General features: G+C 36.7%; 10 protein-coding genes. 4 read left to right on the top strand and 6 right to left on the bottom strand.

All coding sequences use genetic code 11. The annotated features are described in order from the left end of the window. Nucleotides 1–142 precede the first annotated feature (142 nt). The gene (locus tag BAZO_RS12215; RefSeq protein WP_003331856.1) at nt 143–541 is read right to left on the bottom strand and encodes a phage holin family protein; all 399 of its coding nucleotides are present in this window, start codon (nt 539–541) and stop codon (nt 143–145) included. A 163-nt stretch (nt 542–704) separates the two neighbouring features. On the opposite strand from BAZO_RS12215, the gene BAZO_RS12210 reads away from it, so the two are divergent. Next, complete coding sequence (locus BAZO_RS12210; RefSeq protein WP_003331855.1) at nt 705–968, top strand: DUF6154 family protein; 264 nt, start codon at nt 705–707, stop codon at nt 966–968. Between the two features lie 217 nt (nt 969–1,185). Here BAZO_RS12210 and BAZO_RS12205 read toward each other — a convergent pair whose 3' ends face one another. The 5 genes from BAZO_RS12205 to BAZO_RS12185 all read right to left on the bottom strand — a co-directional run bounded on the left by BAZO_RS12205 (nt 1,186) and on the right by BAZO_RS12185 (nt 6,603). Then, on the bottom strand, nt 1,186–2,589 hold the full coding sequence (locus BAZO_RS12205; protein WP_003331854.1) for a sensor histidine kinase: 1,404 nt from the start codon (nt 2,587–2,589) through the stop codon (nt 1,186–1,188). Then, a complete protein-coding gene (locus BAZO_RS12200; protein ID WP_003331852.1) occupies nt 2,567–3,277 on the bottom strand; it encodes a response regulator transcription factor in 711 nt (236 codons plus the stop codon). Before BAZO_RS12200 ends, BAZO_RS12205 begins: the two co-directional genes overlap by 23 nt. A gap of 114 nt (nt 3,278–3,391) precedes the next feature. After that, nucleotides 3,392–4,330 (bottom strand): c-type cytochrome, encoded by a 939-nt coding sequence (locus BAZO_RS12195; RefSeq protein ID WP_003331851.1) that lies wholly within the window; start codon nt 4,328–4,330, stop codon nt 3,392–3,394. Nucleotides 4,331–4,482: 152 nt separating this feature from the next. Further along, nucleotides 4,483–5,541, bottom strand: coding sequence for a tartrate dehydrogenase (locus BAZO_RS12190; RefSeq protein WP_003331850.1), 1,059 nt, complete (start codon nt 5,539–5,541; stop codon nt 4,483–4,485). A gap of 15 nt (nt 5,542–5,556) precedes the next feature. Then, complete coding sequence (locus tag BAZO_RS12185) at nt 5,557–6,603, bottom strand: DctP family TRAP transporter solute-binding subunit (RefSeq protein ID WP_003331849.1); 1,047 nt, start codon at nt 6,601–6,603, stop codon at nt 5,557–5,559. A 105-nt stretch (nt 6,604–6,708) separates the two neighbouring features. Between BAZO_RS12185 and BAZO_RS12180 the strand changes: the two genes are divergently transcribed. The 3 genes from BAZO_RS12180 (at nt 6,709) to BAZO_RS12170 (ending at nt 10,294) form a co-directional block, all read left to right on the top strand. Beyond that, nucleotides 6,709–8,331 carry an ATP-binding protein gene (locus BAZO_RS12180; protein WP_003331848.1) on the top strand — a complete coding sequence of 541 codons (1,623 nt, stop codon included), beginning with the start codon at nt 6,709–6,711 and terminating at the stop codon, nt 8,329–8,331. After that, nucleotides 8,324–9,001, top strand: coding sequence for a response regulator (locus tag BAZO_RS12175; RefSeq protein WP_003331847.1), 678 nt, complete (start codon nt 8,324–8,326; stop codon nt 8,999–9,001). The genes BAZO_RS12180 and BAZO_RS12175 overlap by 8 nt, the downstream gene beginning before the upstream one ends. A 249-nt stretch (nt 9,002–9,250) precedes the next feature. Next, the gene (locus BAZO_RS12170; RefSeq protein WP_003331846.1) at nt 9,251–10,294 is read left to right on the top strand and encodes a TRAP transporter substrate-binding protein; all 1,044 of its coding nucleotides are present in this window, start codon (nt 9,251–9,253) and stop codon (nt 10,292–10,294) included. Nucleotides 10,295–10,419 lie beyond the last annotated feature (125 nt).

Genomic DNA, 10,419 nt, shown 5'->3' with positions numbered 1-10,419 from the left:
GATTTTTTCGAGCTTGCTCGAAAAACTACCTTTGAAAATCTGAGGCATCCGCCGGAGGCATTAACTTTATTCAGTTCAGCTGAATAAAGTTAATATATACTTTACTTTTTCCTTAGATATGGGTTAAATATTCATAAGAGGGTTATTTTGACTTATTTCGGAGAAGGTTAACAGCATTTTTTAAAAAACCCGGAATTGGGATTCCAAGCCTTCCTGCATTTTCAATGATGGATAGGAGCTCATTGGCCATATAGAAGAAAATGGTGGCATCTCTAATAAGGTGGTTATTTCCAAGCAACTGGTCAACAAAATGAGCTACAGCAATAAGTGCGAAAATCATAATTTTTTTAGCAATACCTTTAAAGCCAACTTGGCTTGATAATTTTCCTTCTGTGCTGGAAGCTAATAGGCCTGAAACATAATCAATTACGACTAATCCGGTAAAAATCATTAATAATGAATCGAGGCCTCCGTACAGAAATGAAACGATCGAGCCACCAATTGCTATAAAGAATTTCAAGAAACTTCCCAATTGTTCCATTATTTTCACAACACCTCCTTGTCCTTATAGTTTATTAAACAAAAAAAATGGTGCTTGTATAGAAGCCTAATGGAATATAAATAAACCTGTTAAAATATGCATCTTTTTAAGAGGATAACGGAAAGCTAAAACAAATGAAGAGCGGTAGAGGAGTGCTGATAGTATGAAAAAGTTGATTGACGATCTTTATAAGATGTATAGCCATATATTAACCGGCGATGAGGAAGATGCGGACATTATTATCTTTTCTGTTTTAGAAGCTTTAAAAAGAAAGGACATCCTTGAATTAATCGAAGAAATGAATGAACAGGAACTTTATAGTATGGTCGGATTATATATGCTTGAAAAATTCAAAAGTAAAATGGCCGGGGAAGGTGTCGGCCAAAGCCAAATGTTAACTGAGGATGAAATCAAACATTTACATTAGCAATACATAGGTAAAATTTTGGACTTATTATAAGAAATTTGGTCATTTTATTAATTATTTACCACAAATATTTCAAATCTATTTCATTTACTGTTTATTTATTGTATACTTTGGTTATATTATTTTTGTAATCAGTATCTGATTAATAAAATATTTTCTCCCTATGTTTGCGCATGTGAGTACATGCGCTTTTTTTTGTACCAAAAACCTTCATTTTTTAGTTCTCTATATATTTGGGGAAACGAAGGATGATCTTGGTTCCAACTTTTTCTTTACTCTCTATTATAATTGTTGCCTCTTGGGCACTAACCAACGCCTTGACGATGGATAACCCAAGTCCACTGCCTCCAGTCTGTCGGACGCGGGATTTATCACCACGGTAAAAACGTTCAAAGACATATGGAAGGTCTTCTTCTGAAATTCCCACCCCATTATCCGCTATCATGATCTCAATAAAATTATCAGTATCATTAGCACTAATCATAACTTGTCCGTTTTCCCCTGTAAATTTGAAACAATTCATTAATATGTTTGAAATAATTTGGTTAAATCGGTCTCGGTCAGCAAGAAACTTCACATTTGTTGGTAATTCCTTAATTTCTAATGCTATATTCTTTTTTTGAAAACCAGGTGCATAAATCTCTTGGATATTCGAAATTTCTTCATATAATGAAATCGGTTCAATCTGAAGTTTAAGTTTAGGATTTTCAGCAACCATTAACTGTTCCTGCTCATTAACCAACCGAACTAATCGCATTAATTCTGAATGACATTTTTCAAGCTTATCAGCTGTTGGCTGTAATATTCCATCTTGAAAAGCTTCGATTAAACTTCTTAATGTTGATATCGGTGTCCGGAATTCATGAGCCATGTCAGATGAATATTGTTTTCTTAGCTTTTCTTGATAACTTAACGATTCTGCAAGTTCATTAATTGAAATAGCCACTGCGGCTATTTCTTCAGACAGCCCTTTAACTGGAATCCTTACATTTAAATTACCCCGCAGTTCCTTCGCTTTGTTAGAAACATATCTCAACCCTGTCGTTAATTTTTTTGAAAAAAAGAAGCTTACGATGAGAGAAATTAAAACCATCGTCATTTCTGCTGCAATAATATGCTTGTTCAATCTTTCCTTAAACGCAAATTCACCTTTTTTATAACCAAGTTTATAATAAAACGTAACTGTCCCGATCTTTTCATTATTAACAAATAATGATTTTGTTTCCGAGTTAAGCCCCAAATCCTTTATTACCGATCCTTTGTTTTCAAAATTAATCGTAATTCCCATTATATCCTTTATTAAATTCATTGAATCGATAACTTTAATACCATCTTTATTTCTGATTTCATAAAATAAACCCTCCGATACTGCTTGGTACGATATTAACGTCTGCAATTCACCGGAATTTGCAATATTTCTTTTATTAAGTGACCCTTCCATTACATACAGGTCTTTTATCACATTCGTAAATCTTGTAATTTCATCTTCGCGCCGGTTATCTAGGTAGGTAGAGAAACAATCTTCGAATGAAAGCCTAAATGCAATACTCATCAGAAAAATGCTAAGAATGGATAAAATAACAAAATAGAATAAAAGTTTAGAATGTAACGAGCGTAGCATCTGGTTTCCCTCCAAACCGATAACCTACCCCAAATACTGTTTGTATGTATTGAGGCTGTTTCGTATTTACTTCCATTTTTTTGCGAATATTTTTAATATGGACATCAATAGATCGCTCATATCCCTCATAAAAACCATCACTTTGTATTAGCTTTAATAAATTAGAACGGCTAAAAACAATGCCCGGTGATTTTGCCATTTCAGTCAGCAATTTAAATTCCAGTTGTGTTAATTCAATACACTTCCCGTTAACTATAATCTCATTTTCCTTTTCTTTGATTATTAAATCACGATTGTTAAATGTTAATTCACTACTGTTGTCAAATCTGTCGATTCTTCTTAAAATTGCTTTCATTCTTACAATCAATTCTCTAGGACTGAATGGTTTTAGGATGTAATCATCTGCCCCCATTTCAATTCCTTGAATCCGGTCCTCTTCCGCTGTTTTCGCTGTTAACATAATAATCGGAACATTGGACTCTTTACGAATCTCTCTGCAAATTTCTTCACCAGAAATATCAGGTAACATTAAATCGAGGATAATGAAATCAGGATTAAGGATTTTAATCAAATGTAATCCATCAGATCCATTTGTTGCAGAGTTGACAGACCATCCCTCTTTTTCAAAGTAGGCAGTGAGAACGTCAACTATCGTTTGTTCATCCTCAACAATAAAGACATTAAACATGATATGATGCACCCTCTTTTCAAAAGTTAAGTATGTTTTAGTATAACAAAAGTAGCCGAAGACATCTCAAGTCCTCAGCTACTAAAAATCAACAAATTTTCAAACATTCAATTTTTATAGACCTTCTTTAACACTTTTTAACTCATCGTAGTAAGGACTGTCTTTAGGAGCCCCACCTTTGGGCCAATCATTTTCTCTACCCTTCCATTTAGGACGTTCCTGCGAAAGAATGTAGGCCGCCACATTTGCTGCCTCTTCGATTGTCAAACTGCCTTCCTGACCAACCGGCATGTTTCTTTGGATGAACATCGTCGCAGTAGAAAGTCTAGCCATCCCTGCGCCATCATTAAATGAATGTTCTCCCCATACAGCAGGTCCAGTATTAGCGCCGATTCCTTCACCATCTGCACCATGACATGCAATACATGATTTTTTATAAATTTCTTCCCCTTGAACTAAATCTGTTTCCGGTATATCTTCTACTTTCATCGTATTTGGCTTTCTCCATGGTATATCAGCCCCAATTGGGATACCGGTTGAAATATATTGTAAATATGAAACCATATCTCTTAATTCCTGACTATCAAGCGGCAATTTTTCACCATTCATACTACGAACCATACAGCCATTAATACGGTCTTCAATACTCATTACCTTTCCTGCACGAGGATTATATTCTGGAGATACGGCTGTTACTCCTACTAGTGAAGATGCTTCACCTACACCTGCACCGGCATGACAGCTTGTACAAGACAATTTATTTCCTACATATTGATCAAGTGCTGTATCTGACTCATTGACATACGAATAGCCTCGTTTGATTGATTCACTTAGCGGATCATCTTTTCCTTCAAGTTCCTCCATTTTCGGAGGGTTATAAGCTAATTCGATTGTGTTTGTATCTTGATTATTTCCGGAACTAGTTTCCTTATTTGTTTCTTGACCTTGCTGTGAGACTGATTGATTAGGCGGCTGGACCCCCGAACATGCTGCTGTAAAGACTATTAAACTTGCAAAAACTATCCCCAACAACCTCTTCTGATTCTTTTTCACCTCAATGTTCCCCCTTCCAACTATTTATCTATAAGTGCTGTCTTCATTTTTAGTATAGAAGTAAGGTAATTGATTAACCATTGACAAACTGTGAGCAAATTATAAAGAAATTATGAAGGACAAAAAAAAGCCCAGTCTCTGGACTTTTACATTTACATATTTTTCAATTGGTTTATTACTTCTTCGATGACCTCATCCATTTTGCTTCTGCCACCAAGATCAGGAGTTTTGATCCCTTTTTCCAATGTTGATTCAATCGCTTGTAAAAGATTTTTTCCTAAATCCTGATATCCGAAGTGATCTAACATCATCGATGCAGTCCATAATTGGCCAATCGGGTTGGCAATGCCCTTTCCGACAATGTCCGGTGCAGAGCCATGAACTGGCTCGAACATGGAAGGATACTTTCCGTTTATATTGATATTGGCAGCTGGAGCAATGCCGATGCTTCCCATAATGGCCGCCCCAATATCAGTTAAAATATCTCCAAACAAATTACTTGCAACAATAACATCATATTCATGTGGACGGGTTACAAAAAAGGCTGAAAGAGCATCAATATGTCTGGATTCTGTCTGAATACCGGGATATTCAGCGGCTACTTGATGAAATACCTCATCCCAGAACGGCATACTGTGGACAATTCCATTAGATTTCGTTGCACTTGTTACCTTGCCGCGACGCTTCTTCGCTAGTTCAAAAGCATATCGCATCGCCCGTTCTGTAGCCTTCCTAGTAAATACGGCATTTTGGATGACTACCTCATCCTTACCACTATGAATTCGTCCGCCTGACTCGCTGTACTCACCTTCAGAGTTTTCACGGACAACAATTAAATCAAAATCTTTAGGATTGGCTAATGGGGACGTAACACCCTTCATACTGCGTGCCGGACGAACATTGATAACTTGTTCAAATTCACGACGTATTTTAATTAATAATCCCCAAAGTGAGATATGGTCGGCAACAAGGTTTGGATTTCCAACAGCACCTAAAAAGACAGCATCAGAATCCTTTAATTGTTCAATGCCATCTTCCGGCATCATAACCCCATGCTCTAAGTAGTACTCACAGCTCCAAGGATACTGTTTATATTCAAACCGTAAGCCCCCATGAAGCTCTGCCAAAACATCCAATACCTTTAAGGAAGCCGGCACTACTTCCTTCCCTATTCCATCCCCTGGTATAACTGCTAGTTTAATTACACTCATACTGTTCCCCCTAGTCTAGTTCGATAGTTTCTGAATTTCATTAATCCATCTTTTTCCGTACTTCTCACCATATTCTTCGTATAAGGGTTGGAAAAAGTCAATCCAACTTTCTCGTTCCTCATCGCTAAGCACATGTATGAGAATATCGGACGTTATTTTGATCATATTTAATTGATCATTATTAATTTCCTGTGACTCAGTATACAACCAATTTGTTGTTTCATCCATGGCCTCTTCTATATCCTTTTGAATGTCTTTCGGAAGGGAGTCCCAAAACTCTTGATTCATCATCACCGAATACCCTAAATAGCCGTGATTGCTGATCGTCATATACTTTTGAACTTTATAAAAGCGCTTGGAATAAATATTTGAAATCGTATTTTCAATCCCATCCAAATATCCGCTTTCAAGGTTGCGATACACTTGATTAAAGGGCATCGCACTTGTTTTCACACCTAACTCATGAAACTGATCTTCAAGTGCTTTACTTGGCATAATTCGAAATCGTTGGCCTAGAAAATCTGCCGGCGCCTTTAAAGGGCCACGATTGCTCATCATTTGTTTAAATCCATTACTCCAAAAGGCAATCCCTTTAATATTATGTTTTTTCAATTGGGAGAGTAAAGCGTCCCCTATTTCACCATTCAAAACTGCTTCAACATGCTCATCATCCTTAAAAATATAAGGGAGATCCAGTATAAGCCATTCAGGCAAAAGCTCAGTCATATTAGAATAGGCCGGTGCAATCATTTGAATTTCTCCACGTATTAACGCATTGACCTCCTCACCCTCAGCATACAAAACCCCATTTGGAAAAACCTCTACCTTTACCTTGCCGTTTGTTTTCTCAGCTACTAATTTTGCAAATCGTTCGGCTGCTTGTCCTTTAGGAGTATTTTCAGCAACAACATGACTAAAATTAATGACAATTTGTTTATTCAACCCTTCCTGCTCATGATCAAAAGGAATCGATTTTGAGTCATTATTAGGCCCAAAGCCAATAAAAAAAACAAACATAAAAAATATAAAAATCAAAATGAAAGTACTAATAAAGGTTTTCATAACATTCACCATAATGGAAATATTTTTAAGATAATTTTATCATACCTGTCCAAGCGTGGTACAATATACTATATATAATTTTTTTAATACAGAGGTAGTATTGTAATGTATCATAATATACCAATTCGTTGGAAAATCATGGGCCTCATTTTAATGATTATGGGTTTTTCAATTTTTATGATTGGAATCGGGCTGATCGGAAATTTTATTAATGTCAAAGAAGATGAATTAAAGGATCGGGCGCTAATAACAGCAAGAACAGTTGCTGAATTTCCAGGTATCAGATCTACCGTAAATGGTTCATCGGAAGAACGCAGCACCATTAATCCGCTTGTGGAGCGAGTACGGATCATTAATGGCGCCAGTTATATCGTCGTACTTGATATGAATAGAGTCAGATTGTCTCACCCGGTAGAATCTTTAATAGGGAAGGTATCGGAAGGTACTGATGAAGGCCCCGCCTTTGCCGAACATACGTATACAGTGAAAGCAAAAGGGGAATCAGGAACAGCTGTCCGTGCTTTTGTTCCTGTAATGAATCATGAGCATGAGCAAATCGGAGTCGTCTTAGTTGGCTATTTACTGCCGACAGTATTCGAAATTATCGCAAGTCTTAAATTTGAAATTATTACTACATTAATCGTATCAATCCTCTTTGGAGGATGGGGTTCATGGATGTTGGCCAATCATATCAAGCGGCAAATCTTTCATTTAGAACCCTATGAAATTGCCGCTTTACTTGTTGAACGAACAGAAACATTTAATGCCATGCACGAAGGCATAGTCGCTATAGACAATAACGAAATTATTACTATTTTTAATGATAAGGCAAAACAATTATTAGGGGTTTCAGGGGATATTATCGGAAAAAAAATTCGTGATGTAGTCCCAGATACCTATTTACCGGAAATTCTGACTTATAATCATCCCATCTATAACAAGGAATTAAATGTACGTAATCAAATCCTTCATTCCAACCGGATTCCGATTAAAGTAAATAATCAAACGGTCGGTGCTATTGCTATTTTCCAAGACCAAACAGAGGTAAAGAAATTGGCAGAGGAGCTGACTGGGGTAAAAGCCTTTGTAAACGCTCTCCGCGTCCAAAACCATGAGCATATGAATAAGCTCCATACGATTGCAGGTCTCATTCAAATGAATCATAAAGAAAAGGCGCTTGATTATGTTTTTCAAATAACAGAGGAACAACAGGAATTAACGCAATTTTTAGGGAAGAGCTTTCGTGATGAAAGTTTATCAGGTTTGTTATTAAGTAAGGTCAGCAGGGGAAAAGAGCTGGGGATCCAAGTTATCATCGACCGCAATAGCAATTTAGGATGGTTTCCTCCCCCGCTTGACCATCATGATTTTGTCGTCATCATTGGTAACTTAATCGAAAATGCATTTGAATCCTTTCGTACAGTGAGTCAGACAGATAAACAAATATTCATAAGTATTGAACAAGATTCTAATGTAACTTCCATACTCGTAGAGGATAACGGTGATGGCATGGACGAAGGAATTAAAGAAAAAATATTCTCGCATGGATTTTCAACAAAAGGGCAAGAAGGCCATGGTATCGGTCTCCATTTAGTAAAGGAAATTGTGAATAAAGCAAAAGGTGAAATTGTCGTCGAATCCGAAAAAGGATTCGGTACTTCCTTTATAATTACTTTTTACGAAAATTCTCCAATAGGGGGTTTTGAAAATGACGAGTCAAATGATTAGGGTATTGCTAATAGAAGATGATCCGATGGTACAAGAGGTTAACCGTCAATTCATTGAAAGAATAGAAGGATTTAAGATTGTGGGAATTGCCGGGAATGGTTATGAAGGAATAAAAATGATCAAAAAATTAAAGCCCGACCTCATTTTTATTGATATTTTCATGCCTGCTCAGGACGGCCTTGAAACGATTCACCAAATTAGGAAAGAGGCTATTACCGTTGATATAATTACCATTACGGCTGCTACAGATATGGAAACAATTCGAAATGTACTTCAAAATGGAGCGTTTGATTATATTATGAAGCCCTTTAAATTTGAACGGATAAAAAAATCGCTAGAAAACTACCGATCATTCCGAAACCAGCTTCACAGCAAAGCAAATCTTACTCAACAGGATTTAGATCAAATTCGCTTTGAAAAAGAAGACTATGAATCATCAAATTTAGAATTACCAAAAGGATTGAATGAAGTAACGTTCAAAAAGATTATGAACTACCTAAATGACCAAAAACTGCCTCTTTCAGCTGAGGAAGTAGCTGAAAAAGTTGGTCTAGCTAGAGTAACTGCTAGACGCTATTTAGACTATCTTGCCAAGAGTGGACATATCTTCATTGATATCCAGTACGGCGGGGTTGGAAGGCCAATAAACCGTTATATAACAAAAGGATAATAATTTTATAGATTACTTACAATTCATATTTTTGACAAACTTTCAAAAGGGGCTTAATGGCTCCTTTTTTCTGTTCACACCAATACTGTTAGCGTTTTCAGACCAAAAAGACCAAAAGGTACAATATGACCAAATTATTAACAAAAATCGACGCCGCCTGTACTATAATAGACAATTCATAATAAACAAAAGAGACGAAATGTTTTTAATGGTGTTTATGAATTTAAAACAAATCTAGGGGGTTTTTTAATGAAAAAGTGGCTTATGATGATGCTCGCAGCAGTACTTATGGTTGGTATTCTAGCTGGCTGTGGTGCAAGATCACAACAAAGTACTTCTAAAGAAGGTGGAGAAGCTGGCGGCGGTGCTAGTGACGAAAAGATTATTATTAAATTCTCACACGTTGTTGCTGAAAACACACCAAAAGGTCAAGCAGCTGAAATGTTTAAACAATTAGCTGAAGAATATACAAATGGAAAAGTTGAAATTCAAGTATTCCCGAACTCTCAGCTATATAAAGATGAGGATGTATTAGCAGCAGTACAGCAAAACAACGTTCAATTAGCTGCACCTTCAACATCAGTTGTTACAAAGCTATATCCACAATGGACTCTTTTTGACTTGCCATTCATTTTCAAAGATGAAGCAGGCGTTCAAGCAGCAATGGAAAGCCCAGAAATCGGCGGCAAACTGTTTACAATGCTTGAGGAACAAAACCTACTTGGTTTAGCAATGTGGGATAACGGATTCAAACAAACACATTCAAATAAAAAGATTGTAGCTCCAGCTGACTTCAAAGGTCAAAAATTACGTGTAATGTCTAGTAAAGTACTTGAAGCCCAGTTCAAATCAGTAGGCGCAAACCCAACACCTATGGCATTTGGTGAAGTATATAGTGCATTAGAGCAAGGTGTAATCGATGGTGGAGAAAACACAATTTCTAACGTTTACTCCCAAAAGATGCATGAAGTTCAAAAATATATCACAATGAGTAACCACGGCTACCTTGGATATGCTGTAATTACAAATTCTGATTTCTGGAATGGTCTTCCAGAAGATGTTCGTACACAATTACAAAAGGCTTTAGACGAAACGACTGCTTGGGTTCGTGACAATAGTAAGCGTGTAAATGACGAACAACTTGCAGAAATTAAAGCTTCTGGTAAAACAGAAATTATTGAACTATCTGAAGAAGAAAGACAAGCATGGGTAGATGCAATGACTGTTATCTATTCAGAATTCGAAGGTGAAATCGGCAAAGATCTAATCGATGCTGCAAAAGCACTTTGGTAAAACACAAAGCGTAAGCACTCGTTTAGCGACGAATGGACTGGAGCACATCGACTGAGATAAAGGATATCCGGCGACGAAGCTATGCTGAGTCGATGTTGACTTATCGTAGGGAGGTGGGTGAAGTC

Origin of the sequence: Schinkia azotoformans LMG 9581 (assembly GCF_000307855.1) — a bacterium.
Classification (GTDB): Bacteria; Bacillota; Bacilli; order Bacillales; family Bacillaceae_J; genus Schinkia; species Schinkia azotoformans.
The sequence above is the reverse complement of the archived record's forward strand: the minus strand, read 5'-3'. Positions and strand labels throughout refer to the sequence as shown.